The sequence below is a fragment of the Georgenia sp. AZ-5 genome (genome assembly GCF_043952095.1).
In the GTDB taxonomy this organism is placed as follows: Bacteria; Actinomycetota; Actinomycetes; order Actinomycetales; family Actinomycetaceae; genus Georgenia.
On record NZ_JBINOU010000001.1, the window covers coordinates 1468328 to 1492168 of the forward strand.

Consider the following 23841-nt stretch of genomic DNA (forward strand, 5'->3'; position numbering starts at 1 on the left):
CGCAATCTATACCTCAATCCATCCGTCGGTCCGGTCCGGGACGATGACCGCAAACCGGTCGCGCCCTAGCGCGTCGGAACCCGCTCAGTCCGTCCACCTTTCCCAGACCGCGTCACGCAGCATGCGCGCTGACTTCCCACCCAGACGGGGAGCCGTGGGTGGCAGCGCATGGTAGGGGCGCTTCAGCCGCCCCGCAGTCCACCTCAACTAGGGCGTGTCTCCTAAAGGGTGCGCGGTCTGGCTGAAACGCTGCGGTGGTGTCGCGTACTGCCGTGCTGACGGATGCCCAGTGGGAGTTGATCGAGCCGTTGATGCCGTCCTCGGGCGGGCGGCGGGGTCGGCCGTTCCGGGACCACCGCATGGTGGTGGAGGGCATCGTCTACCGCTACCGGGTCGGCATCGCCTGGCGGGACCTACCTGAGTGCTTCGGGCCGTGGCAGACGGTGTGGAAGCGGCACCGCCGCTTCAGCGGCGATGGGACGTGGGACAAGATCCTCACCACCATGCTCGCGCAGGCGGACGCGGCCGGGCTGATCGACTGGGAGGTGTCGGTGGACTCCACGATCAACCGTGCCCACCAGCACGCCACGAACCTGCCCCGGGACACAGGGGGACCTGTCGAATTACATGAAACTGCGCGAGGAGCCGCCTGATCACGCCATCGGCCGCTCTCGCGGAGGGCTGAGCACGAAGATCCACCACGTGGGCGACGGGAACATGCGCCCGCTGGTGATGCTGATCGGCCCCGGCCAGGGCGGGGACTCCCCGATGTTCGGGCACGTCATGAACTCCTTGGGCGTGCCCCGGCTGGGACCAGGACGCGCCCGGACCACGCCGGTGCGGGCGCTGGCCGACAAGGCTTACTCCTCCCGGGCGAACCGGGCGCTGCTGCGCCGGCGCGGCATCCAGGCCGTCATCCCCGAACGCGCCGACCAAGTCGCCAACCGCAAGCGCCGCGGGTCCAAGGGCGGCCGCCCGGTGTTCTACGACACCCAGGCCTACAAGCGGCGCAACGTCGTCGAGCGCTCCTTCAACGTCTTCAAGCAGTGGCGCGCCCTGGCCACCCGGTACGACAAGCTCGCCCTGACCTACCGCGGTGGCGTCGTCCTCCGCGCGATCACCATCTGGCTCAAGACATTAAGAGACACGCCCTAGCAGTCGTCGCCCCATCTCCCGGCGCGCAATTGTCTCCGTGCCGGCCGACCGGTTTGTTGCGCGCTCGTACCTTAACTATGCACGACGGGATGGGGAGCAGGGCGTGAGTTGCAGGTCGCTACAGCTTCGCCACCCTTCATGTTGGCGAGGCGCCACACTCAGCGCCCTCGAAGAACTGCACTTCACCGGCCTTGAGGTTGACGGCAGGGTCCGACCCCTGCGAAGGGTGACGCTGAACTTGGGTTCGGATCGCTCGGTTTGAAGATCCTTCGCGCCGCTGTCACGCGGATAGCAGTAGGAATTGCACTATCCGCGACGGCGCTGAGCGGCTGCGGCGACCAAGAAGTGGAAGATGGAGGTGGCGGCGGAATTTAGGGAGCGGGCGCGCCCGGCGACTTGAGTGTGAGCGAGATGATCCGGGTCGGTCAATGTTGTAACCAGGCGCTTCCAACCGAGGACTGTGACGGCGACGGCGTGCGGAATAGCGCCGACCTGCGGCCCTACGAGGCCGATAACGCTGATAGTGATGGTGACACCGTCATAAATGCGCAAGATAAGCATCCGGGCAGTGATGATACGACGTTCGACCTCGACGGTGATGGAATTGCCGATCATCTCGACACGTTCTTGGGTGACAATAATCTGGACGCCGATGGGGACGGATTGTTGAACGGCGTCGACATGCAGCCATATAGTGCGCCACCCGCCGGAAATGCGACGCCACAACCTCCGTCGACTTGCAATAACGAGCAACTCATCCAGGAACTTCTACGAGAGCAGATGAGGCGGAAGTTCTACCGAGAGCCGATATTTGAGCTGGATGCCGACCTCGACGGTATACCCGATGACAAGGACCGTGCGCCTGACCTGTACACGAATGACCGCGACGGTGATCATGAACCGGATTTCTATGACCCCGAGCCGGGAGACCCGTATACAGATTCACGAAATGATCCTTTCGATTCACGGAACGACGAATACTGGGAGGACTGAGAGTCGGTCCTACCGGCGGTCGACGCCTGTTGCCCTGGGGACTTACGAGCATTCCCATGAATATCGGGGGCGAAGAAGGAGGGCGGTCTGCCAACCGTAGAGGTTGTGCGTCGACGCTTCAGCGGGTGTCCACGGAACTATGAACATCAGGTCCGGCAGCGTGAAGAAGCGCCGGACCCGTATGAGTCTTGTCAGACCATGACTCGTTCTATTTGCTGCGGCGGGCGCCAGTTTTACCGACGCACAGTCATCCGACGACGGGCTCGCCGAAGGCGAGGCAGTGGCTGGCGCGAAATAGATCCGGGGGCGAGGGGGCGAGCAGTCGTAGGAGTGGCTGCAGCAGTCTAGGGAGACTGACGACCGCGCACGGGTGCTGACCTACAACGCGGACCATGCGCGTGCCACGGTCGCGCCGCGCGACGGGATATGGCGGAAGTACACGCCTCGGCCGGTAGCGTGAGCGCCGTGCCCTCTAAGTCGCCGTGCGCCTGCTGCGGCGGCGAGTTCATCGGTCCCACCACCAGCTCGGACGACTTCGACTTGTGGGACGACACGTTTCCCGACGCCCTCCTCGACGTGGTCTGTGAGGTCTGCCTGCAGGCGGCCGGTAAGGGGGATGCGATTGTCGACGACAACTTCACCCAGGAACGCTTTCTGGACCAGCTCCGCCGGCTCGACCACCTCGTCGGCCGACTTCCCGTGCACGGCGGCTGGCGGCGCGAGATCTTCTTCCGCGACGTTCCGCTCGACCGGCTCGTCCAGGCCGTCACGATTGCGGGCGACATGCCGACCATCCGGAAGGTCCGCTGGCATTACGGCTCCTGGGCCGGTGCGCTGGTGGCCGCCGGAGTGGCCGAGCCCGACACGCGGGAGAACAGCCGTGGGATCCAGTCCCGAGCCACCGACGGCCACCTTTGCTACTCCCTCGGCGAACTTCTTATCGACGACTGGCTCACGGCCAACGAGATTGACCACGAGAGGGAGCCGCGATACCCGGACTCCGATCTGCGTGCCGACTTCCTCGTCGGGGACCTGCTGATCGAGTTCCTCGGACTGGCCGGCAACGCGGAGTACGACGCCATCACTGAGCGCAAACGGCGACTCGCAAAGGAGTACGACCTCCGCCTGTTCGAGATCAACCAGATGCACATCAAGAGTTGGAGTCGGACGAGCGATCGCCTGGCGCAGGCGCTGGGCATCACCTCCCGCACAGTGCAGCCCGCGCCACCGAGCGTCGGGACGGCGCCTCCTAGCACGCGTTACATCCGGCTCGCGGACGCGCGGGCCGCAGCCTTGGAATATGTGCCGCTGACGAGGGAGCCCGGCTGGTATCCCGACCCCTTCGGCGTCGGGTACGCCCGCTTCCACGACGGACGCTGGTGGACCCGGAAGGTCCAGACGAGCTCCGGATATCACTTCGTTCACACGCCGAGCGTCTCGCTGGCGGTCGCCCGCGAGACCTGGGAGATCATGGACGACGAGGATCGCCGCTTCGAACTCTGGGATCGACTGGCGGAGATCACGGCCAGCGCGGGCAAAGGTCCCGTCCCCACGCCAGTGCTCGAGTGGCTCCTCGCCTGGATGGACGCCGGCGAGAACCACGTCGTGAAGTGCAGAAACGAGCTTCTCGCGCGGGGCGAGGAGCCCTGGAGCGGTCTGCAGCCCTGGCGCGAGCCGTACAAGCGGACCATCGACCTGTTCGTCGTTGCGGGCATGGTGGAGGCCGAGCTCGCGATCCGCATCCGCGAGGCGGAGGTTCGCCCGAGAACGTTCCGGACTCGTGAGTTGAAACTGCTCAACCTCGGCTACATCCCCGACGACCTCGCTGCGGGCCTGGTAGTCCCCGAGTAGGCCGGCTCAGCCCACGCGACCGCCGTAAGGCAACAGGCATGGTGGCAAACGGCGAACTCCCCGACGAACTTGCCCGAGGACGGGGCCTGGCCGGGGACCCCGGTGGTGCCTGGTACGTCCGCGAGGGTGCACATCGCGACCATGAACTGGGAGAGACAGGTCGGAAGCGCAGCAGGGTCGAGTGGGGTTACAAGCTCGAAGTCGTCAGTCAGGTCGTTAACCATGCCGACCGTCTCAAACAGCGGGGCGGCAGGCGCATCGCTTCGCACCCGCGAACGGGGCATTCGCGTTATCCCAAATTTCAACGACTTCCTGCTTCGCAGGAAGGGTGATTCACACGCTTAGCTCGGGAATCACACCTGAACACGGCTGCTAATCACGGTTCCGGCCGTCGTCGATCTCGGATCGGGGCGCGGGAGGTGCACACCTACAACGAGTTCCTGTGCGCGGAGGTCCGAGTGCCCTGAGTGCTTCAGGCTACGTTCAGCAGTTCAGTCGAGTGCAGCGTCGCGCCCCTTCTCGTGCTTTCGGTGAGGTGCGCCTTGGGGCCGTGGCAGGTGGCGCAGTGGCTGCCGGTTCACTGTGCGTACGGCTGCCCGGTATTGCTCGGCGAGGAACAGGTCAACAGCCGCCACAGTGGCGAACCCGGAGCCCGGGTGCTTAACCAGGCTAAGGGATGACTATAATGTGACGGGGCCAGGCTGTTGTGGGGACACCTCTACAGCCGTCTGCTCACCGCCTCGTCAGCTGGGGCACCTTCTCCGGTAGACCGAGGACTTTGGCCAAGACGTCGGCGTCGCCCCCGAACCACCTGTTGGCGCAGTGCTTGATGATCTTGTTGCGCCGCGCGCGGGTGAGGTGAGCGGCCGCATGCTCGGCTGTCCGGAGCTCGTCGAGGGCTGCCAGGGCGTCGGTGCGCCACAAGGTCTCGAAGTAGGCGGCCAGGTGCCGGTCGTCCCAGCGCCGCCGGTGGCTGCCGATTACCTGGAGCAGCTCTGAGAAGCTGCTCCTAAGCTGGCCGATCAGCGCCTCGCCCTCCAGGTACTGGTCGTCGCCCAGCGCGCTTTGGTGCCGTTCATCGGCCGCCATCAGATCGACGTAGATGGCCTCGTCGACGCCGTGCCCAAGCTTGTCGAGCGTCTCGCGCAGGTTGTGCTGGTAGGCCGGCAGTTCGTTGATCGCTGGTTCGGCAACGACAGCGCAGTAGGTGCGGTGGCAGCAGGCGAGGACCCCGACCCAGAAGAGGACTGCTGGACCGGCTGTATCCGCCGCGCGGAGCAGTGCGCCGTCGGGGTCCGGGTCAGGTGTCGCGCGCGTAGTCGTCTGTGCGGCCCACAGCCGGGCAAGGTCTGCGGTGGTCACCTCGTCGAGGAAACAGAACGGTTCCCCCACCAGCGCGAAAGCCAGCGCATCCATGCCACGCGGGTAGCGGGGCATGTCGTGGATTGTGAGCCCGTCGCTCCAGGCAGACAGTTGTTCCCAGGCGGCCGTGAGGGCCGCGATACGCTCGCGCACCGCTTCCGGGAAGGGCAGAGCCGCCAGCGCTGCCGCACGCTCCTCGCGGCCTCGATCCTGAGGAGCGCTGGGATCGCCTGGCAGCCAGACGTACACGCGCCCGGACCGAACCTGCTCGACCAGCTCGCCGGCCATGCGCAGCAGGTACACCCCGTGGACGACGCGCCAGTCCGGCTTGTCGGTGTCTGGCTTGACCCGCCTTGCGATCTCGCTCTGACCGATGCCTGGGTTGTCGCCGACGACCTCGCGGATTGCCCTGAACTCATCCACGAGGTCGGCGTAGCAGTCCGCGTCCGCGTTGGTCCCGGAGAAGTGTGGTGCGAGAGCCCGCAGCTCGGCGATGAGGCTTCGGTCGCCGAACATGGCGGCGGCGTCTGCGCCGTGCTGAGCGAACTCGTCGGGCATACTCCACACGGTTCGGGTGATGCGTCCGCCGGCGGCGACGACGTGCGCTAGGGCGTGGACCCCGTCGGCGAACAGTGCGTGCAGGGTGCGGTAATCGCGCCGGCTCGCGTACTCGGCCGCCAGCTCGTTCGCGGCCGCCTTCGCCGCCCCATGCCCCTTGTTGACGCTCACGCGAGAACCATATGGCTCAGCCGACCGATAGCCAGTCACTCATGGTGGTCCGGGAAGGGCAGGGCCAATCCGGTTAGCAGTCATAGCCAATAGGGTGCCTTCGTGAAACCACCAACCTTCGACAACTGGCTTGCTCACGGATGGGGCATCGAAGTCGACACCCCTCATCAAGTGCTTCGGCTGATCAGTCACATCGCACTCCTCGCTAAGGACCGGACTTACGCGTGGCGTGGCCAAAACGACTCCGCGTACGCCTTCAGTTCGTCGCTATACCGGCGCCTCACCGTGGATGGGCAGGAGGTTACGGAGGCGACGATGCGCGAGGCCGAACTCGAGATCATCAAGGAGGCGCGACGCTGGGGACTCGGCCGCGACTTGGGGCCGTCGGCGACGGACTTGCATCTTCTTGCAGTGCTTCAGCATCACGGGGTGCCCACCCGGCTTATCGACGTCACTTCGAATCCTATGACCGCGTTGTGGTTCGCCACGGAGGAGCACCGCCCCGACGGCAATGGAGACGTGCGGAGAAGTCCAGGCGTGCTATTCGCGGTCGACGTCACGAGTACGGAGTGGTACGAGACGTTTCAGCATGCGGAGGGGCAGACCTGGGGACACATGACTCATCCCTTGGGGGCCACGTACGAGCAAGCGCTGACGAAGTCTGAAAAGACTCGAGCGATTTTTAGGGCCTTCCCTGCCCTGCCGGACGAGCGAATGAAGGCGCAGGAGGGGTTTTTTCTAGGCAGCGCCGTTCCTAAGCGGCACAGGGTGCCGGGAGTGCTTGGGCTCAACCCAGATGGCGCGGCTCCAGGCGAGGAGAAGTTGAAGAAGTTGTTGGCGTCTGCAGGTGGTCCAGGAAGGCCGGTCAACCTCCCGTTTTGTGCGATCGTGATCCCCGCGGCCGTGAAAGACAAACTCCGGGACCCGCTGAAGCGCACATACAACCGTCGACGTCGCGTACTTTTTCCCGACGTCGACGGGTTCCGTGAAGCGCTTCTGCGTGGGCAACTCGACTAGTTGCAGCTCTCCGCCGTTGGGCCCCGAATCGAGGCAGCGGTGGTGGCGGAAGGAAGAGGTCGAAACACGGGCACGACGCACCAGCGCGCATACTCTCAGCTCCGCTAGTCACGCCGTGGCTGTCTCTCCAATGTGGGACGGTAGCGCCACAGTTCGCGGCGGCGGCCACTCTCGCGGCCGTAGGCAACCGACAAGCCTCTTCTTCGCCATCTTCCCCGGGCTCGCCGTGCTGCGGGTGGGCCTGTGACCGCGCTGGCCGCGCCGTGGCGCCGACCCGCCGCGCCGCACCGACAACCAGGAGGCACGACTTATGTGGACCAGGCTCGCAACACTCCTCGCGGCCCGGACGGCGCCGCCCGGCCGACGGCCCGACCTGCAGCGAGGCGACGTGCCGGGCTGGGTGCTCGTCACGCTCATGACCGCCGGGCTCGTCATCACCATCTGGGCGCTGGCGGGACCGGCGCTGGAGAACGTCTTCCAGACGGCGATGAACCGGGTCCTCAGCTTCTGAGGCACCCCGCGCAGGAGATACCGGCGGGACGACGACCGTGACGCGCCCATCCGACCGGCACCGCCCCGGGAAGACTCGCGACACCGGCTCGAGAAGGACATCCCGCGCTCGCCGCCTCGACGGCGGCGCGGGCGACGGCGGCTCGGCGCTGGTGGACTTCCTGCTCGTGTCGGTGCTGCTGGTGGTGGTGATCATGGCGTTGGTCCAGCTCACGCTCGCGCTGCACGTGCGCAACACCCTCATCGACTCCGCCTCCGAGGGGGCCCGGCACGCCGCGCTGGCCGGTTCCTCGCTCGACGCGGGCGCCGCCCGCACGCGCGAGCTGATCGGCCTGACGCTCTCCGAGCGCTATGCCGGGGACGTCACGGCGCGCACCGTGCCCGACGGAGCCGGCGAGCGGGTCCAGGTGGTGGTGACGGCGCCGCTGCCGGTGCTCGGGCTGGTGGGGCCGGCGGGCGTGGTCACGGTCCGCGGGCACGCCGTGGTGGAGGACCAGGCGCCGTGACGCACCGGCGCGGGGCCGCGGCCCGCCGCCGCTGGCCGGTCCTGCGCGACGGGCACCGGGGCAGCGCGGTCGTGGAGTTCCTCGGCGTGAGCGTGCTGCTGCTGGTGCCGCTCGTGTACCTGATCCTGACGCTTGCGCGCGTGCAGGCGGCCACGTTCGCCGCCGAGGGTGCGGCCCGGGAGGCTGGGCGGATCATCGCGCAGGCCGCGGACATGACCGAGGCCTCCGCGCGCGCCGGGCGGGCCGTGGAGGTGGCGTTCGCCGACCAGGGGTTCGACGTCGACGGCGAGACGGCCCTGCGGGCCACCTGCGTGGAGGATCCGTGCCTGGGCCCGGGGGCGCAGGTGCTCGTCGAGGTCGGCGTCGACGTCGACCTGCCCCTGGTCCCGGACTCCGTCGGCGTCGCGGTGCCTGTGCACGTGCCGGTCGCCGCGGCGCACCTGGCGGTCGTGAGCGAGTACCGGGAGGCGCCTTGAGCGGCGGTGGACAAGGACCGGCCCGCCGCACCGGCGACGGCGGCCGGTGCGGTTGGCAAGGACCGGCCAGTCGCACGGGCGACGGCGGCCACATCATGCTGCTCAGCCTCGCCTTCGGAGTGCTCGTGCTGGCCTTGGTGCTTGTGGTGGCGAGCGCGTCGGCGGTGCACATCGAGCGCAAGCGGCTGCTCGCGCTGGCGGACGCGGCGGCGGCCGACGCCGCGGACGCGATGGACGCCGCCGCCTACTACGCCTCCCAGGACTCGCTCACCGACACGTCCACGGCTTCATGTTCGCTGCCCGGCGCCTACTCTTCTTGTTCTTTCTTTCTTCGTCACCGCCACCACGCTTGCGGAGCAGGTCGGCAAAAAGCCGCTCGGGGTTCGCTGTGACGGTCGTTGCGGTGGGGGCGGTCCGGAACCTTGGGGACACGCCGAGAGTCTCGCACCCTGCGCCGCGGATCCGGGGACTTCTTATGTGTGTTGTGGACGAACGTCTCTTGGATCTGTTGTGGTACAGAGTTGCCTCAGGAAATTCACCGCACTGTTCTTAGCGGGTTGGACCTGTAGGGGGCGGAGATGGACAAAGTGCCAGACAGCTCGGTGTGGGTGCGTCGGAACCCGACGGGTAACCGACGTGTTCGCTATCGAATCCAAGACCTCGAGGACCTTCATTGGGCAATTCGTCAACGGCCGCCGCCTTGTTTCATGCCTTCGTCTCCTGTGCTGGAGCTATCGAGGGTGACTTGCCGCACGTCGGGATGGCTGGTCAGCACCCGCATCGGGTGAAGGTCTGTGTCTTGCCTAAGGACAATGGGGGCCCGGACAGCTTATTGCGTCTGAAGCGTTGGGCATCAGCTCCAACGTGGGACGGCTAGGGCGTGTCTCTTAATGCGTTGAGCCAGATGGTGATCGCTCGCAGGACGACGCCGCCGCGGTAGGTCAGGGCGAGCTTGTCGTAGCGGGTGGCCAGGGCGCGCCACTGCTTGAAGACGTTGAAGGAGCGTTCGACGACGTTGCGCCGCTTGTAGGCCTCGGTGTCGTAGGTGACGGGCCGGCCGCCCTTGGAACCGCGGCGTTTGCGGTTGGCGATCTGGTCGGAGCGTTCGGGGATGACGGCCTGGATGCCGCGCCGGCGCAGCAGCGCCCGGTTCGCCCGGGAGGAGTAGGCCTTGTCGGCCAGGGCCCGCACCGGCGTGGTCGGGCCCGCCCAGGACCCAGCCGGGGCACGCGCACAGAGTTCATCAGGTGCTCGAACATTGGCGAGTCCCCGCCCTGCCCGGGTCCGAGCACCATCACCAGCGGGCGCATGTTGCCGTCGCAGACGTGGTGGATCTTCGTGCTCAGTCCGCCACGGGAGCGGCCGATGGCGTGATCAGGCGGCTCCTCGCCGGGTTTCATGTAATTCGACAGGTCCCCCTGTGTCCCTCGGCAGGTTCGTGGCGTGCTGGTGGGCACGGTTGATCGTGGAGTCGATCGAGACCTCCCAGTCGACCAGGCCGGCCGCGTCCGCCTGCGCGAGCATGGTGGTGAGGATCTTGTCCCAGGTCCCGTCGCCGCTGAAGCGGCGGTGCCGCTTCCACACCGTCTGCCACGGCCCGAAGCACTCGGGCAGGTCCCGCCAGGCGATCCCGGTGCGGTAGCGGTAGACGATGCCCTCCACCACCGCCCGGTGGTCCCGGAACCGCCGTCCCCGACGGCCCTCCGAGGACGGCATCAACGGCTCGATCAACTCCCACTGGGCATCCGTCAGCACGGCATAACGTGACACCACCGCAGCGTTTCAGTCCACCGGCTCGACTATTGGGAGACACGCCCTAGGGCAACTGAGGACTGGGGCGGATCGATTTTGGCCCCATGGTGGGGGAGGGGCTGGGGTAGTTCCCCACCGATTCAGCGACGAACCGAGGTCAGTTTCACCGTCGTGATGAGGTCGAGCATCTCCGCACCGCCGAAGGCGGCGCCGTTTCCGGAGCTTTTCCAGCCCACCATGGGCGTTCGCGGGTCGTCGTGGTTGGTGACGTCGTTGATGCGAATTGTGCCAGCCGGGATGCGAGCGGCGAGTGCCTGGGCCCGGTCGATGTCGACCGTGTGGATCGCCGCGACGAGGCCGAAGGCCGAGCGACGGATCGAGGTCAGGGCTTCCTCGGTGCTTGCTACGGGTCTCAGAGGAGCGATCGGCCCGAACGCCTCGTCGCACCAGGCAGGCGCCTCCGTCGCGATATCGCTGAGCACGGTTGCGGGGAAGAACCGGCCGGTCGGTGTTCCGCCCAGCCGGAGGACGGCGCCCTCGCCGACTGATCGCTCCACCATGCGGGCCAGGCGAGCGACCGAGCGGTCGTCGATGATCGGACCCATGTCGACCGTGTTGTCACGCCAGGGGTCCCCGACCCGCAGTCGTGCGGCCTTCTCCACGATGAGCTCGACGAACTCCCCGTAGACCGCCTCGTGCACGAGATACTGCCCGGCTGCCATGCAGATCTGCCCCGAGTGAAGGAAACTGCTCGTCACAGCGCAAGTGGCGGCCGCCTCGAGATCCGCGTCTTCGAGGACTATCACTGGGTTGTTGCCCCCGAGCTCGAGCCCGACCCGCTTGAGCGTCCGGCCGGCGGCCTCGCCGACCTTGTGTCCCGCTTCAGTTGAGCCGGTAAACAGGACGGCGCGGATTCCTGGGTGGTCGCTCAGTCTCGCCCCGACGTCCGCGCCGCCAGGCAGGACGCTCAGGAGGCCACCGGGCAGGCCCGCATCCTCCAGGAGGGCTGGGTACTGGAGCCCTCCGGAGACCGCCGTGCGGGGATCGGGCTTGAGAATAACGGCGTTGCCGACGGCGAGCGCCGGCGCGACCGCGCGCATGGCGAGCACGAGCGGGGCATTGAAGGGCGTAATTACGGCGACGACGCCTACCGCCAAGCGGTTCACCACGTGCTGCCGCTCCTCCGTGGTGACCTGGCGGCCGGCCAGCGAGCGGGCGAGGTTGGTGGCGTGGTCGAGCTCGGCGCGGGCGGCCCTCAGTTCTCGCTCGGCCTTCTGCCGCGTGGCTCCCGCCTCCCGCACCAGCCAGCAAGAAAGGCGCTCGGCGTGCCTAGCGATGACGTCCCGGAGCCGCTCGAGCCCTTCGGCGCGCTCCTCGGCGCCACGTGCCGCCCATTCCCGCTGTGCCGCCTCGGCCACCCGCACAGCGGGGTCAACGTCATCCGCCCCAGCCAGACCTGCCACCGCAAGGGTCTCGCCGGTGGCGACCTCAGTGACGTCGAGCGTGCCGGCGGAGCCGGGACGCCACCCGTCGATGTAGATGGACTCGGACCACTCAGTCATGCGCAACCGCCTAGCTCTTTAAGTAGTCGACATTGCTTGCGGTACCGGGCGCACATCATTGGATGACGACGCGGGAGAGGTCCTGGCCGACCACGACTTCACCGGTGAACCCGCCCTCGCGGACGTCTTTCTCGAACGCCGCCTCGTCCTCTGGCGTGGTTGGGGCCGGCTCGAGGTGGGTGAGGACCAGCCGGGCGACGCGGGCCTCCGCTGCGAGCGCGCCCAGGGCCACTGCCTCGGCGTGGTACTCGCCGATGTAGCCGCGCTGCTTCCCCAGCAGCGCCGGGCGGACAACCTCGTGAACGAGGACGTCCGCGCCGTGCGCGAGCTGGCTGACGCCGTCGCACACCCGAGTGTCACCGCTGACCACCACACTCGTGCCGGCGTCGGTGTCCACCCGATAGGCGACGGCCGGCTCGACCGGCTGGTGCTGGACGAGCACGCTAGATACGCGCACCTTGCGCCCCTCCCAGACCACGGTCGGCCGCCCGGTGGCGTCGAACGCCCGCCACGCAGGCGCAGGCATGGGCGCGCGGCCGGTGTGCTCCTGGCGGATTCGCAGGTCCTCGGCCCAAAGATCCAAGACGTGCCCGCCAAATTCGGTGAGGGGCCCGTCCGGCGCGACGACGACGAGCGGCTCGGTCGCTCCCATGACCCACCGGCTGATGAGGAGGTCCGGGACGCCTATGACGTGGTCGGAGTGGTGGTGAGTGAGGAAAAGCGCGTCGAGCCTGTTGCAGGCAAGCCCCGCTTCTGCGAGGCGCATCGCGGTGGCCCGTCCGGCGTCGATCTGGATGCTTTCGTCATGGTGCTGGACGAGGACTCCGGCACCGGCGCGTCCCGGCGCCGGACGCGGCGTCCCGGTGCCGGTCAAGGTGACAGTAGTGGTCATGGAATTGAACCCCTTAGATGGAGCGCGGTGTGGACGTGATGGGACACGGTGTGCCGCGGGGCCCCTTCCCACGGCAGCACTTCTTCTTTCAGCGCAGGGGGTGGGTGTGGGCCCATAGGCGAGAGATGGTGTTCGCGGCGGTTCTCACCGCGTGGGCGAAGCGTTGGACCTCGGTGCTCGTGTTGACGGGCACGACGAGGGACAGGGAGGCGATGGCGTGCCCTTCGAGGCCGATGACCGGCGCGCCGACGGACATCGTGCCGAGCGAGTTCTCCTGCTTGGCCATCGCCCAACCACGCTCGCGGATTTCCTGCAGCTGTTCCTCCAGCTCCCGGCGCGAACAGATCGTGTGCTGGGTGATCCGCGGTAGCCCACGCTGGAGGACCTGCTCGACCAGCTGTGGTGCTGCGAAGGCGAGCAAGGTCTTGCCGTTGGCCGTGGCGTGCGCAGGCAGCCGGGCACCGCTGCTCGCCGGAGTACGAACGGAGCGCTTGCCGGTCAGCTGTTGTATGACGAGGACGCCGTCGGGGTCCAGGATTCCGAGGTGGACGTTTTCCCGCGTGGCACCATAGAGGTCCTCCATGACCGGGAGCGCCACCTCCCGCAGGGTGCGCTGGACCGGCGCGCGCATCCCCAGTTCGAAGAGGCGGGCGCCGATTTGGTAGCGGTTGCCGTCGACCCGTTCGAGGAAGCGCACGTCACACAGCTCGCGCAGCATCCGCAGCACCGTCGAGGTTGGCAGGTCGGCCCGCCTGGCCGCCTCGGACAGGGACAGCGGCTGGGTGTCCTGCTCGAAAGCCAACAGGACGGCGAGCAGCCGCCGTGCGGTGCCCTGCCGGGCAGCTGGCTCGTTGGCTGCGTCCTCCCCCTGGGCGCTGGTGGCGGGCATGACGACCTCATCGTCGGTCATGGCTCTCACCGTGCGGGGTTCGAGGCGTCGGCGGGGACGACGACCTCGATGAGGGCTGGGCCCTCGACAGACCCCTGGTCGTCGAGCGCGGCCCGTAGCTCATCGATGGAGGTGACCCGGGTGGCGCGGAGGCCGAAGCCGGCCGCCACCATGGTGAGGTCGGTCCCACCGAGGTCGGTGCACGGGTAGCAGCCGTTGTCCGCGGCCGAGCCGCCGAACTTCCTCAGTGCGAGTGCCACGGCGTGGTAAGCCTGGTTGTTGACGACGATGAACGTCACCGGTAGCTGCTCCGCGACTGCTGTGTGGAGAGCGGGCAGGCCGAACTGCACCACGCCGTCGGAGACGACGCCGAAGACCCGATCGTATCGGCCTGCCATGGCCACCCCGACGGCAGCCCCCAGGCCCCAGCCCAAGGCCCCGCTCCCGGTGGCGTAGAGCTCCCGACCCGGGCCCCGGGGCGTCAGGCGAAACAGTGTCGACGTAGCGGTGACGGCGTCGAGCACGATTGGTCCCGGAAGCGGCCGCACCTGGAGCTCGGCGGCTAGCGCTAGGACGGTGAGTTGCCCGTCGTCACCGCGGGTCGGGCTGCCCAGCTGCTGGAGTGAGTCGTGGTGCCAGGCGGTCACCTCGGCGAGGAACTGACGCCGCTCGGTTGCGGCCTGGCGCCCGTCTGCCGCTGATCGGCGGACCGCCGCGATCAGGCGTGCCAGTGTGGGCACGTAGTCCCCGACGAGTGGCGTGCTCCCGGGCATGAGGTCGGCGGCGTGGTCGAGGATGTGGACGACGCGCGCCGACGGCGGGAGCAGCCCGGGCCCGTCGTCCGGCTCCTGGAAGGCCGGTGTGCCGGTGATCACGATGACCGCGTCCTCGAGCGCATGGGCGCCGTAGGAGAGCAGCCCGGCGTAGCTGGGGTGCGAGGTCGGGACCGTCTCTCGCTCCAGTTCCCGCCATGGCGCCTCCATGATTGGGGCCCCGAGCGACTCCGCGAGCTCGACCGCCAGAGGGGTCGCGCCGGCGGCGGCGAGGTCGCTGCCCGCCACAACCAGGACACGTCGCGCGTCCGCTAGCTGCGAGGCCACCGCCACGATGGCAGCGTCGTCGGCCACCGTGGCCGGTCGTGTGAAGGTGACTGGTGCTGTACCGCCCGAGGCGGGCATAGCGAGCAGGTCCTGCGGAAGCTCCAGGTAGACCGGGCCCGAGGGCGCGTTGTGCAGCCGCTGCAGTGCCTGGCGGATGTCCGCCTCCACGCTCGTGAGAGAGGTGACGGAGGTTGCCTGGACAACGAACGGTGCGGCCACAGCCGTGGACTCGGCCGTCTGGGTGAATCCCCGGCGGTTGCGGGTGCTCGTGGGCTTTGTTCCGTTGAGAACCAGGACACGGGACCTACCGATCCGCGCGGCCTCCACCATCGCGAGGCCGTTGGTGAGGCCGACGTTGGCATGGAGGAGGGCGACCCCAAGCTTCCCGGTCGCGCGGGAGTAGGCGTCGGCCGCGGAGACCGTGGCCGTTTCGTGGGTCGTCAGTACGAAGCGCGGGGACCGGTGCCGGACGGAGGCATCGAGGAGCGGGACCTCCGTGGTGCCCGGGCATGTGAAGATGACGTCGACGCCGGCCGCCTCAAGTAGCTCCAGGGTCAGGTCAGCGTTGGTGCGTGGCATAGTCACTCTCTCGTTCCTGATGACCGCGGTTCCTCTGACGGGCCTTGCCCCAGAAGGTCGCGATGACGATGAGCGCCAAGGGAACTGCGACGATCGTGAGGGGCAGGGGAAGTAGCAGAAATCCGTAGCCATGGATGTTGGTGGCGAGCAGGTAGTTCCGCTCGAGCAGGTCCGCGAGGACAAAGCCGATGATCATCGTCGCCCGCGAGTAGCCGTGGAGCTTCATGAGGTAGCCGAACACACCGAGCCCCAGGGCGATGGGCACGCTGGCGAAGGAGTCATCGGCCTCGACCACGCCGAAGAGGGCTAAGGCGATGATGATCGGCACGAGGTAAACCGATGGCACGAAGGTCAACTTCGCCAGTGGCTTGACCGCGCCGATGCACAACGCGACGGCGACGACGTTCGACATCACGAGGATGAGGATGACCAGCCAGAGGAACCCCATGTTGTCGTTAAGTAGGTCAGGTCCCGGCCGGATGCCAATGATGACGAGGCCGGCGAGCAGCAGCGCGGCGATGGGGCTGCCGGGGATGCCGAGCCCCAGTGAGGGGGCCAGCGCGGCGGAGTCGGTCGCGTTGACCGAGGCGTCTGCGGCGATGACTCCCTCGATGCGGCCCTTCCCGAACTGTCTGCCGTGCCGCGATGTCTTTTTCGCCAGGGAGTAGGCAAGGAACTGGGAGGCGGAGCCGCCGATTCCGGGGAGAATCCCGATGACGGTGCCAACGACGCTGCTTTGGAGGACCGTGCGCCACGAGTGGGCGATGTCGCGGAAGCTGTCGGTGATCCTGTGCCGCCGGTAGACGGCGTGCTCACCGCTGGCGATGGCGCCGCCGCGGGCGATGAGCTCAAGCATCTCGGCGATGCCGAAGATGCCGATGGCGAACGTGGCGATGGAGATGCCGTCCCACAGGGCCAGTTGGCCGAAGGTGTAGCGGAGGACGCCGCCGCTGCTCTCCTGCCCGATGAACGCCAGGAGGAGCCCGAGACCACCCGCAATGAGCCCCTTCATCACGCTGCCCTCACCCAGGAAGGCCAGGAACACCAGAGACACCAAGGCCAGGGCGAACAGCTCTGGCGGCCCGACGGCGACAGAAATTGGCTTGGCGAAGGGGATGAGCAGGGCCAGGATGGCAGCGCCGATGATGCCGCCGATCGCCGAGGAGATGAGCCCGGCGAGGATCGCCCGGCTGGCCTCACCGCGCCGCGCCATTGGGTGCCCGTCGAACAGCGTGGCGACACCGGCCGCGTTGCCCGGCACGCCGAAGAGCACGGCGGTGATGGTGTTGCCCGTCCCGCTCGTGGCCGCGGCGCCGACGAGTAGGCCGATGGCTGCGGACTGGTCCATCGTGTAGAGGAACGGGAGGATCAGGGCCAGCAGGAGCTGGGCGCTGAGGCCAGGGATGATCACGACGACCTGGCATATGACGATTCCCGCGAGCATCCACGCGAGGAGCTCTGGGGTGAGCATCGACAGTCCGTCGATAATTGCTTGCATCGGTCTTTCCCTTACCGGAGCTGCTCAAGGAAGACGCCGCGGTACAGGCTCTCTTCGAGCAGGACCTCGGTTGCGACGAAGAACGCCACCGCTGTCCCCACCGTCACGATTAAAGTCATCCGCCATGGTTGGTGACCCCGCCAGCGCATGAGCGAGGTGCTGAAGAGCACGAGCGCCCCGAGTGCCCCGAGCAGGTAGAAGGCCGCCGCGTAGGTGGAGATCCAGGCATAGGGGTTCTCGATGAGCCGTCGCCGGGCGGTGCGGCGTCGTCCGCTGCGCCAGCGAGTGATCTCCTGGATTAGGACCACGGCGGCAAGCGCGGCAGTGGGGACGGCCACGATCAGTGGAGCCAAGCCCGCGCGGCCGGCGAAGTCCAGCGCTACGACGGCGGCCGCGCCAGCGCCCACAAGGCACGACAGCGCGAAGAGGACCGCGGACACCGTGCCTTCGATGCCTGCCGGCGCCGCCTCAGCCGTAATCGCCGACGCATGCCTGGATTCCTTCTGCTCAGTCCCCGCCCCCGCCGTTGCCAGGTCCGGCGAGGCGGTCTCCATCGAGCGGCGCCCACCGTCGATCTCGTTCACAGTCATCACCTCCCCGTGTCGCCTCTTGTATTCCTCAGCTCATTCCTGAGCCAGTTCGTCGATAAGGGCTTGGTAATCGGCGGGGACTTCCAGGAGCGTCGGCACAAGTTCCTGGACCTCCTCGCCGGTGAGATACTCCTCGTCCGGCGCCATAGCCAGCCCCCGCTCGTTGAGGTCCGCCAGCACCTCCTCGTCGTTGGCGACCGCCCAGAAGGCTTCGCGCAGCTCCGAGAGGACCCCGTCCGGCATGTCGGCCGGGCCGACGACGGTGAAGAACAGGGACGCCATGTCGAAGTGCGTCTGGAGGAGTTCTTGGTCCTGCTCGCTCAGGCCCTCAAGCTCGAGCGCGGTCGGAACTTCTGGGAACTCCGCGTGCCGCTGGTTCGCCAGACGCAGGATGGGCCGGACGTCGTCGAGGCGGCCGATGGACTCGTAGGTCCGGACAGGGCCGATGACGCCGTCGGCGTCCCCGCGCTCGATGGCGGCGAGACGCTCGCCCTGGTCCGCGTAGCCGGTGATGAACTCGGCGTTGAGGCTGAAGAGCCTGTCGACGACCTGCTGCGAGGTGTAGCCGAGAGACCCCAGCTCACCGGACGCGAAGGCGAAGTTCTTGGCCGCCCTGAGGTCCTCGATGCTCTGGATATCTGAGTTCTGATGCACGAAGAGCATATGGTCGGCGTCGGCGAAGTTGCCGATGTAGGAGAGCTCGGCGACGTCGAACTGCACCTGCTCGATGCCCTGCAGCTGGGCGATCGCGACGGGCCCCATCTGCCACAACGCGATGGTGGACCCGTCCGGCTCGGTCTGAGCCATCTCGTTGAGCGCGACGAGGCCGCTGGCGCCGGGCCGGTTCTCTACGAGGATGTCGACACCTAGTTCCTCGCCCAAGTGTGGGGCTACTGCGCGGGCAAAGGTATCGAACGAGGCGCCGGGCGGTACCGGGACGAGCAGCGTCACGCGCTCTGCCTTGAAAGAGGCCTCCTCCTGGCCGGCGGCTGGGCTGTCCTCCTCTGCGCACGCGGCCAGCGCGAGGGATGCGCTGACGGCCGTTATGGCGGCGAGCCGCAGCCGTGAGTTCATGCTCTTGGGCATCGTTGCCTCCGGGCTCGGGGTCTTTTTCTGACTCCGAAGTGTGCGTGGTCCGTTATGTCGTACTGACGGACACGCAGCATGCCGTCAGATGGCACAGTGCACAAACAACCTTGCCGCTCAGTGGCAAACGGCTCGCTCGCTCTCTGGCCGAGGGCAGATGATTGGCTTGAGGCTGCTCGCGTCGGAACGTCCCGAGGACAAGAGCTAGTCGCGGTCAACCGTCAATTCGCTGAGCGCCGAAGCGGCGAATCGGTGCGGAGTCATCGGGGCGACGTGCGACTAATGAACGTCTGCTGCCGTGGACGGGGAGTGAGTCCGCGTAGGCTCTGACGTTCCCACGGATTGTCGGACGATGGCCGCTGATGCGTTCGGAGGGTGAGATCGTGACCAGGGAGAGACCTTTGGCTGGCGATGACAGGCGGTTCCCTCGTCGGGTCTACGGCTCGGGATCTGAACCCGACGTGCGCTTCTCATTGGCGAACGAGCGTACGTATCTTGCCTGGATCAGAACTTCGTTGGCCTTGCTCGCGGTTGGGATCGCCCTCGAGGCACTGCAGTTGCCTATCGAACGTGGATTCAGTGTCGTCGCTACCTTCATCTTCATCGCGCTCGGTGCGCTGGCTCCTGTCCAGGCGTGGCTGGGCTGGATGCGCACCGAGCGCGCCCTCCGCTCGGACAGACCTCTTCCTGCGCCAATGCTCGCGGGCCCGCTTGGAGCCGGTACCTTCATCGCCGCTGCCCTGCTGCTCGTAGGCCTACTCCTGCGATGACGACCCGGGATGCCGCGTTGTTTGACCCAGGACTGCAGCCAGAACGAACGGCGCTGGCGTGGCGCCGCACCGCTCTCGCCCTCACCTTGGGTCCGCTCGTGGCTGCACGCCTTCTCGCGCCCCAGCTCGGTCTACTGACGGCGGTCGCTGCCCTGCTCGGGCTCGTGGTGGGCGGTTCCATCGCTGGCGCCGCATGGATTCGCTACCGAACCATGCACCGCGCGCTGACCGGTGAAGGGCACCGGCGTCACCTGCCTGGTGGTGCACTGCTCCTGATGACCGCGACCGTACCGTTGGCCGGTGGCGTCATCGCACTCGGCGTACTTGTCGCGCGGCTATAGCGATTCGACGTCTTGGCGTTATTATTCAGGCGAACATCCGAGTGTATCTCCGGCCGGTCGGAAGGTCGTGTAGTCCCGTAGCAGCCGTAGATATTCGGCGACGCGGGCTTATGGCGTGTTGTTGAGATACGGGACACTCATGTGACCGATAGCAAACCCAACTAAGCAAAAAGCTCGAACACCCACTATGAGTGCGCACCGGTGTACTTCCCGCCCCCACTGACGAATCTCCCAGCCTCGGAGCGGCCTCGCCGCCGGCCTCTCCGCCCGCGCACACTCTCATGTTCACCGCACAAGATAGCCGTGGCGCTCTCAAGTTGGCGGGCAGCGTCGCAGGCAGGGGGGCCACGCGGTCTCCTGGTCACTGGCACCTGACATCTTCGCGATCTTCCCCGGGCTCGCCGTCCTGCGGGTGGGCCTGTGACCGCGTTCGCCGCGCCGTGGCGCCGAGCCGCCGCGCCGCACCGACAACCAGGAGGCACGACCCATGTGGACCCGGCTCGCAACACTCCTCGCGGCGCGCACGGCGCCGCTCGGCCGACAGCCCGACCTCCAGCGCGGCGACGTGCCCGGCTGGGTGCTCGTCACGCTCATGACCGCCGGGCTCGTCATCACCATCTGGGCGCTCGCGGGGCCGGCGCTGGAGAACGTGTTTCAGACGGCGATGAACCGGGTGCTCAGCTTCTGAGGCATGTCTTGCAGAAGATACTGAGGCGACGGCAGTGAACGGCCGGTCCGACCGGCACCGAGCCGCGGCGACCGCCGGCGCCGGCCCGGGTAGGACGCGCCGCGCTCACCGCCTCGACGGCGGCGCGGGCGATGGCGGCTCGGCGCTGGTGGACTTCCTGCTCGTGTCGGTGCTGCTGGTGGTGGTGATCATGGCGTTGGTCCAGCTCACGCTCGCGCTGCACGTGCGCAACACCCTCATCGACTCCGCCTCCGAGGGGGCCCGGCACGCCGCGCTGGCCGGTTCCTCGCTCGACGCGGGCGCCGCCCGCACGCGCGAGCTGATCGGCCTGACGCTCTCCGAGCGCTATGCCCGGGACGTCACGGCGCGCACCGTGCCCGACGGAGCCGGCGAGCGGGTCCAGGTGGTGGTGAGGGCGCCGCTGCCGGTGCTCGGGCTGGTGGGGCCGGCGGGTGTGGTCACGGTCCGCGGGCACGCCGTGGTGGAGGAGCAGGTGCGGGTGCCGTGACGCACCGGCGCGGGGCCGCGGCCCGCCGCCGCTGGCCGGTCCTGCGCGGCGGGCACCGGGGGAGCGCGGTCGTGGAGTTCCTCGGCGTGAGCGTGCTGCTGCTGGTGCCGCTCGTGTACCTGATCCTGACGCTTGCGCGCGTGCAGGCGGCCACGTTCGCCGCCGAGGGTGCGGCCCGGGAGGCTGGGCGGATCATCGCGCAGGCCGCGGACATGACGGAGGCCTCGGCGCGCGCCGGGCGGGCCGTGGAGGTGGCGTTCGCGGACCAGGGGTTCGACGTCGACGGCGAGACGGCCCTGCGGGTCACTTGTGTGGAGGGTCCGTGCCTGAGCCCGGGGGCGCAGGTGCTCGTCGAGGTCGGCGTCGACGTCGACCTGCCCCTGGTCCCGGACTTCGTCAGCGTCGCGGTGCCGGCGCACGTGCCGGTCGCCGCGGCGCACCTCGCGGTCGTGAGTGAGTACCGGGAGGCGCCATGAGTGGCGGCGGACAAGGAGGGGCCGGCCGCACGGGCGACGGCGGCCGGTGCGGTGGCCAAGGACCGGCCGGCCGCACGGGCCACGGCGGCCGGTGCGGTGGGCAAGGACCGGCCGGTCGCACGGGCGACGGCGGCCGGATCATGCTGCTCAGCCTCGGCTTTGGGGTGCTGGTGCTGGCGCTGGTGCTGGTGGTGGCGAGCGCGTCGGCGGTGCACATCGAGCGTAAGCGGCTGCTCGCGCTCGCGGACGCGGCGGCCGCTGACGCCGCAGACGCGATGGACGTCGCGGCCTACTACGCCGCCGAGGGCTCGCCCGCGACGCGGGTGCCGCTCAGCGACGCCTCCGTGGACGCCGCGGTGCGGGACCATCTCGCCGCCGCACCCATGGTGACGGCGCAGTTCGACGACCTGCGGGTGGCGGAGCCGACGGGCACACCGGACGGCACCACCGCGCAGGTCACGCTGACCGCCGTCGCCCGCCCGTCTCTCGTGCCCTGGGCGCTCGTGCCGTGGGCCGACGGCGTCGGTCTGCGCGTCACCGCCAGCGCGCGCGCCGGATGAGTGCCGGATCAGTGCACCGACCGGTAGATGTCCAGCAGCCGGCCGCCAGCCGGCATGACGAAGGGGAGGAGCGGGTCTTGGGAAGGTACGTCGTGTGCAACATCATGTCGCTGGACGGGTACTACGAGGGGCCCCGTCGCAACGTCATGGCCATGAACATGGACGAGGCGTTCGACGCGTACAACCTCGAGCGCATCGCGCTGCCGGCACCGTGCTGCTCGGCCGGGTCTCCTACGAGGGGTTCAGCTCCTACTGGCCCGGGATCGCGGACGCCCCCAGCGATCCCGGCAACCGTGCGTTGAGCGAGGACAACCGCGAGCTGAGCCGGACCTACAACAGACTGCGGAAGGTGGTCGTGTCCGACACCTACACCGCACCCCGGACAACCCCTGGTACGGCACCACCACGGTTGTCCGCCGCGACGAGGTCGCCGGCTGGCTGGCCGAGGAACGCCGCGGGGACGGTGGGGAGGTCCTGACCTTCGGCAGCCGGACCATGTGGACCGCCCTGCTCGCGCAGGGACTCGTCGACGAGCTCCATCTGGACGAGCTCCATCTGATGGTCGGGCCGGCCGCCCTGTGCGGCGGCACCCCGGTCTTCGAGGCGCCGGTGTCGCTGCGACTGCTGGAGGCGCGCCGTTTCGACGGCTCGGACAACGTGCTGCTGCGATACGGGGCCGCCGAAGCGCGAGGCTGAGCGAGCGCCGCCGCACGGCCCTCGCCACCCCTTGCCCCTCCGGTGCATGACCTGTCGGCGGCGGACATGGCAGCGGCCGCACCCCGGAAGCTCTGGGGCGCGGCCGCTGCGGTCCGTCGCTCGCCCGGCGGCCTGCACCGGGCCCAGCGCCGGTTACTCGGAAACCGACACTCCGACGTTGACGTCCACCGAGGCGGTGGCGTCCGCGGCCGGGATGGCGGCCGGGTCGGTCGGGTCGGTCACGGGCGCGGGCTCGGGCTCCGCGGTGATGGGCTCGTCGGCCGGGGCCTGCTCGGTGATGGGCTCGTCCGTGGGCGGGAGCTGGTCGGTCGGCTCGTCGGCCGGGGGCTGCTCGGTGATGGGCTCGTCGGCCGGGGGCTGCTCGGTGATGGGCTCGTCCGTGGGCGGGAGCTGGTCGGTCGGCTCGTCGGCCGGGGGCTGCTCGGTGATGGGCTCGTCGGCCGGGGGCTGCTCGGTGATGGGCTCGTCCGTGGGCGGGAGCTGGTCGGTCGGCTCGTCGGCCGGGGGCTGCTCGGTGATGGGCTCGTCCGTGGGCGGGAGCTGGTCGGTCGGCTCGTCGGCCGGGGGCTCCTCGGTGATGGGCTCGTCCGTGGGCGGGAGCTGGTCGGTCGGCTCGTCGGCCGGCGGCTGCTCGGTGATGGGCTCGTCGGCCGGGGGCTGCTCGGTGATGGGCTCGTCCGTGGGCGGGAGCTGGTCGGTCGGCTCGTCGGCCGGGGGCTCCTCGGTGATGGGCTCGTCCGTGGGCGGGAGCTGGTCGGTCGGCTCCTCGGCGGGCGGCTCCTCGTCGGCCGGAGGCAGCACGACCACCGGGGCGTGCGCGTGCTTGAGGTGGCCCAGGCCGTTGGCCTTCAGGTGCCCGAGGCCGATGAAGTGCCCCAGGCCGCGCACGTGGCCGAGCTTGCGGCCCTCGCCGTCCTCAGCGCCCTGCTCGTTCTCGAGGTCCGCGCCGAGGTCGGCCCGCGCGAAGAAGGTGCTCTGCCGGACCTCGTCGGTGGACTTGGCGTCGTGCACCGGGTGCGCGACGGCGCCGCTGGCGCCGCCGACCACACCGAGCCCGGCGAGGCTGCTGACGATCCAGATCTTCTTGCTGTTCAAGGGTGTCCCCTCTCTCAGACGTGACCGACCGGATTGGCCGGCCGCGCCCAAACGTAGATATGGACGGTCACCGGCGAAAGCGGAACGCGGCGACCCCTCCAGCGGATCGGCAGCAGATCGCGGCTCGCTCGGCGTGTCG

General features: G+C 68.4%; 25 protein-coding genes and 1 pseudogene. 16 read left to right on the top strand and 10 right to left on the bottom strand.

The features are described from left to right. Positions 1 to 257: 257 nt before the first annotated feature. The 3 genes from ACF0H8_RS06985 (at position 258) to ACF0H8_RS06995 (ending at position 3999) form a co-directional block, all read left to right on the top strand. Positions 258 to 1155, top strand: a protein-coding gene (locus ACF0H8_RS06985) for an IS5 family transposase (RefSeq protein ID WP_395288235.1) whose coding sequence is annotated in 2 segments (ribosomal slippage) — positions 258 to 617 and positions 619 to 1155 — 897 coding nt in all. Because the reading frame shifts where the segments join, the coding sequence is not laid out codon by codon here. 402 nt (positions 1156 to 1557) lie between these two features. Continuing rightward, positions 1558 to 2148 (top strand): hypothetical protein, encoded by a 591-nt coding sequence (locus ACF0H8_RS06990; RefSeq protein ID WP_395288236.1) that lies wholly within the window; start codon positions 1558 to 1560, stop codon positions 2146 to 2148. Positions 2149 to 2613: 465 nt separating this feature from the next. Further along, complete coding sequence (locus ACF0H8_RS06995) at positions 2614 to 3999, top strand: DUF2510 domain-containing protein (RefSeq protein WP_395288237.1); 1386 nt, start codon at positions 2614 to 2616, stop codon at positions 3997 to 3999. A 732-nt stretch (positions 4000 to 4731) separates the two neighbouring features. Here the strand turns inward: ACF0H8_RS06995 and ACF0H8_RS07000 are convergent. After that, positions 4732 to 6090 carry a hypothetical protein gene (locus ACF0H8_RS07000; protein WP_395288238.1) on the bottom strand — a complete coding sequence of 453 codons (1359 nt, stop codon included), beginning with the start codon at positions 6088 to 6090 and terminating at the stop codon, positions 4732 to 4734. Between the two features lie 102 nt (positions 6091 to 6192). Here ACF0H8_RS07000 and ACF0H8_RS07005 point away from each other — a divergent pair, with 102 nt between their 5' ends. The 5 genes from ACF0H8_RS07005 to ACF0H8_RS07025 all read left to right on the top strand — a co-directional run bounded on the left by ACF0H8_RS07005 (position 6193) and on the right by ACF0H8_RS07025 (position 8991). After that, positions 6193 to 7107 carry an FRG domain-containing protein gene (locus ACF0H8_RS07005; RefSeq protein WP_395288239.1) on the top strand — a complete coding sequence of 305 codons (915 nt, stop codon included), beginning with the start codon at positions 6193 to 6195 and terminating at the stop codon, positions 7105 to 7107. Positions 7108 to 7417: 310 nt separating this feature from the next. Then, positions 7418 to 7618, top strand: coding sequence for a hypothetical protein (locus ACF0H8_RS07010; protein ID WP_395288240.1), 201 nt, complete (start codon positions 7418 to 7420; stop codon positions 7616 to 7618). A 37-nt stretch (positions 7619 to 7655) separates the two neighbouring features. Beyond that, positions 7656 to 8123, top strand: a complete 468-nt coding sequence (locus ACF0H8_RS07015) for a TadE/TadG family type IV pilus assembly protein (RefSeq protein ID WP_395288241.1) — start codon at positions 7656 to 7658, stop codon at positions 8121 to 8123. Continuing rightward, positions 8120 to 8599: a pilus assembly protein gene (locus ACF0H8_RS07020; RefSeq protein WP_395288242.1), complete on the top strand. Its 480-nt coding sequence runs from the start codon at positions 8120 to 8122 to the stop codon at positions 8597 to 8599. The genes ACF0H8_RS07015 and ACF0H8_RS07020 overlap by 4 nt, the downstream gene beginning before the upstream one ends. Before the next feature lie 95 nt (positions 8600 to 8694). Next, positions 8695 to 8991, top strand: coding sequence for a hypothetical protein (locus ACF0H8_RS07025; RefSeq protein ID WP_395288243.1), 297 nt, complete (start codon positions 8695 to 8697; stop codon positions 8989 to 8991). 481 nt (positions 8992 to 9472) lie between these two features. On the opposite strand, the pseudogene ACF0H8_RS07030 reads toward ACF0H8_RS07025, so the two are convergent. From ACF0H8_RS07030 to ACF0H8_RS07065, 8 genes and pseudogenes are all read right to left on the bottom strand, one after another. Then, a pseudogene (locus tag ACF0H8_RS07030) lies at positions 9473 to 10369 on the bottom strand (IS5 family transposase). A gap of 122 nt (positions 10370 to 10491) precedes the next feature. Next, a complete protein-coding gene (locus ACF0H8_RS07035; protein ID WP_395288244.1) occupies positions 10492 to 11913 on the bottom strand; it encodes an aldehyde dehydrogenase family protein in 1422 nt (473 codons plus the stop codon). Between the two features lie 55 nt (positions 11914 to 11968). After that, the gene (locus tag ACF0H8_RS07040; protein WP_395288245.1) at positions 11969 to 12805 is read right to left on the bottom strand and encodes an MBL fold metallo-hydrolase; all 837 of its coding nucleotides are present in this window, start codon (positions 12803 to 12805) and stop codon (positions 11969 to 11971) included. A gap of 88 nt (positions 12806 to 12893) precedes the next feature. Then, a complete protein-coding gene (locus tag ACF0H8_RS07045) occupies positions 12894 to 13715 on the bottom strand; it encodes an IclR family transcriptional regulator (protein ID WP_395288246.1) in 822 nt (273 codons plus the stop codon). Positions 13716 to 13720: 5 nt separating this feature from the next. After that, positions 13721 to 15373: a thiamine pyrophosphate-binding protein gene (locus tag ACF0H8_RS07050; protein WP_395288247.1), complete on the bottom strand. Its 1653-nt coding sequence runs from the start codon at positions 15371 to 15373 to the stop codon at positions 13721 to 13723. Beyond that, positions 15354 to 16871, bottom strand: coding sequence for a tripartite tricarboxylate transporter permease (locus ACF0H8_RS07055; RefSeq protein WP_395288248.1), 1518 nt, complete (start codon positions 16869 to 16871; stop codon positions 15354 to 15356). Before ACF0H8_RS07055 ends, ACF0H8_RS07050 begins: the two co-directional genes overlap by 20 nt. 11 nt (positions 16872 to 16882) lie before the next feature. Continuing rightward, the gene (locus ACF0H8_RS07060) at positions 16883 to 17455 is read right to left on the bottom strand and encodes a tripartite tricarboxylate transporter TctB family protein (RefSeq protein ID WP_395288249.1); all 573 of its coding nucleotides are present in this window, start codon (positions 17453 to 17455) and stop codon (positions 16883 to 16885) included. Between the two features lie 39 nt (positions 17456 to 17494). Next, positions 17495 to 18535, bottom strand: coding sequence for a Bug family tripartite tricarboxylate transporter substrate binding protein (locus tag ACF0H8_RS07065; RefSeq protein ID WP_395288250.1), 1041 nt, complete (start codon positions 18533 to 18535; stop codon positions 17495 to 17497). A 395-nt stretch (positions 18536 to 18930) separates the two neighbouring features. Here ACF0H8_RS07065 and ACF0H8_RS07070 point away from each other — a divergent pair, with 395 nt between their 5' ends. The 8 genes from ACF0H8_RS07070 to ACF0H8_RS07105 all read left to right on the top strand — a co-directional run bounded on the left by ACF0H8_RS07070 (position 18931) and on the right by ACF0H8_RS07105 (position 22586). After that, positions 18931 to 19317, top strand: a complete 387-nt coding sequence (locus ACF0H8_RS07070; RefSeq protein ID WP_395288251.1) for a YidH family protein — start codon at positions 18931 to 18933, stop codon at positions 19315 to 19317. After that, a complete protein-coding gene (locus ACF0H8_RS07075; protein WP_395288252.1) occupies positions 19314 to 19658 on the top strand; it encodes a DUF202 domain-containing protein in 345 nt (114 codons plus the stop codon). Before ACF0H8_RS07070 ends, ACF0H8_RS07075 begins: the two co-directional genes overlap by 4 nt. Before the next feature lie 487 nt (positions 19659 to 20145). Continuing rightward, a complete protein-coding gene (locus ACF0H8_RS07080) occupies positions 20146 to 20346 on the top strand; it encodes a hypothetical protein (RefSeq protein ID WP_395288253.1) in 201 nt (66 codons plus the stop codon). Positions 20347 to 20380: 34 nt separating this feature from the next. Beyond that, a complete protein-coding gene (locus tag ACF0H8_RS07085) occupies positions 20381 to 20854 on the top strand; it encodes a TadE/TadG family type IV pilus assembly protein (protein ID WP_395288254.1) in 474 nt (157 codons plus the stop codon). After that, positions 20851 to 21330: a pilus assembly protein gene (locus tag ACF0H8_RS07090; RefSeq protein ID WP_395288255.1), complete on the top strand. Its 480-nt coding sequence runs from the start codon at positions 20851 to 20853 to the stop codon at positions 21328 to 21330. The genes ACF0H8_RS07085 and ACF0H8_RS07090 overlap by 4 nt, the downstream gene beginning before the upstream one ends. Positions 21331 to 21470: 140 nt before the next feature. Continuing rightward, a complete protein-coding gene (locus ACF0H8_RS07095) occupies positions 21471 to 21890 on the top strand; it encodes a hypothetical protein (RefSeq protein ID WP_395288256.1) in 420 nt (139 codons plus the stop codon). 77 nt (positions 21891 to 21967) lie between these two features. Then, positions 21968 to 22192, top strand: coding sequence for a hypothetical protein (locus ACF0H8_RS07100; RefSeq protein WP_395288257.1), 225 nt, complete (start codon positions 21968 to 21970; stop codon positions 22190 to 22192). Positions 22193 to 22385: 193 nt separating this feature from the next. Beyond that, on the top strand, positions 22386 to 22586 hold the full coding sequence (locus ACF0H8_RS07105) for a hypothetical protein (RefSeq protein WP_395288258.1): 201 nt from the start codon (positions 22386 to 22388) through the stop codon (positions 22584 to 22586). A 153-nt stretch (positions 22587 to 22739) separates the two neighbouring features. Here the strand turns inward: ACF0H8_RS07105 and ACF0H8_RS07110 are convergent, their stop codons facing one another. Next, positions 22740 to 23702 (bottom strand): hypothetical protein, encoded by a 963-nt coding sequence (locus ACF0H8_RS07110; protein WP_395288259.1) that lies wholly within the window; start codon positions 23700 to 23702, stop codon positions 22740 to 22742. Between the last annotated feature and the right edge of the window lie 139 nt (positions 23703 to 23841).